The 1,263-nt window shown below is 51.4% G+C and carries 1 protein-coding gene; it reads left to right on the top strand.

Features of this window, described 5'->3' with window-relative positions:
* The coding region (locus AC1DSE_RS35445) for an RsmB/NOP family class I SAM-dependent RNA methyltransferase (protein WP_477529142.1) at positions 1-1,263 on the top strand (1,263 nt) is incomplete at both ends.

Here is a 1,263-nt window from a genome sequence, read left to right as displayed (position 1 = left end):
GCTTGGTGATGAGTTTGATAGCTTTATGTCTTCGTATGATGCACCGAGAGTATACGGTCTTCGAATCAATCGATTAAAGCTAGGTGTCGAGCAATGGAAAAAGCTATCTGACATGGGCGAGGAGGTGCGTGAAATACCTTGGGCACCGGATGGTTTGTATTACAAAGAGGGTGAACGGCCAGGCAAACATCCGCACTATCATGCGGGGCTTTATTATATTCAAGAACCGAGTGCGATGGCTCCGGTAGAACTGCTGGACGTTCAGCCTGGTCAACGCGTACTTGATCTATGCGCGGCCCCAGGAGGTAAATCGACGCAAATTGCAGGGAAGCTGCAAGGAAGCGGAGTGCTCGTCACGAATGATAACGCCAGAGAAAGAACAAAGGCTTTGGCCAAAAATATAGAGCTTGCCGGCGTACGCAATGCTGTCGTGCTTAACGATGAGCCCGCAGCAATTGCCGCTGTTTTTCCACAATGGTTCGATCGTATTCTCATTGATGCACCATGCTCCGGCGAGGGCATGTTTCGCAAGGATGATTCGATGATCGCAGAATGGGAGAAGCACTCGATTGAAAAATGCTCCTTAATGCAGCGCGATATTATGCAGCATGCCGCAGCGATGCTGGCACCTGGGGGGAGAATGGTCTATTCGACATGCACGTTCTCGCCGGAGGAGAACGAGCAGCAAATGGCTCAGTTTTTAGCCGAGCATGAAGATTTTTTTGTTGAAGCTATTTCTCCTCAGCATGGCTGGAGGGCAGGCAGAGCGGATTTAGCAGAAGGCATGGCGCAGCTTGATGAAGAGCGTCTGCAATCCATTCAAGGAACGGTAAGGCTATGGCCGCATTTAATTGAGGGAGAAGGTCATTATGCGGCTGTCCTTAGACGCAGCGGGGAGCGGACAAGCATCATGGAAGAAGAGCCGGCGGTTGCTGCTTCTGTAAAGCGCCAGAGCGTCCAGTCTGCTGGCGGAAGCTTAAAACGCGAAGTCGTGCCAAGCAGCGGGAAAAGACAAGAAAAGAAACAAGATCATAGGGATGAGCGCCGCGCAGCTAAACGGCAAACGAGAAATGATTGGGCCAACGCTGGATTGGAGCGCCCTGCAAACAAGAAAGGGGCAGGGAGTGGTCGTGATGGAGCCGCGATGAACCTCACTGAAGAAGCAAGTCCAATTGAGCTGTGGCACCAGTATGCAGAACAATTTGCGATAAATGCACGAAGCTGGCCAGGGCGTGTTGTAGCCTTTGGTTCTCGCGTATATAT

The sequence above is a fragment of the Paenibacillus sp. 01L418 genome (assembly GCF_056400045.1).
The sequence above is the reverse complement of the archived record's forward strand: the minus strand, read 5'-3'. Positions and strand labels throughout refer to the sequence as shown.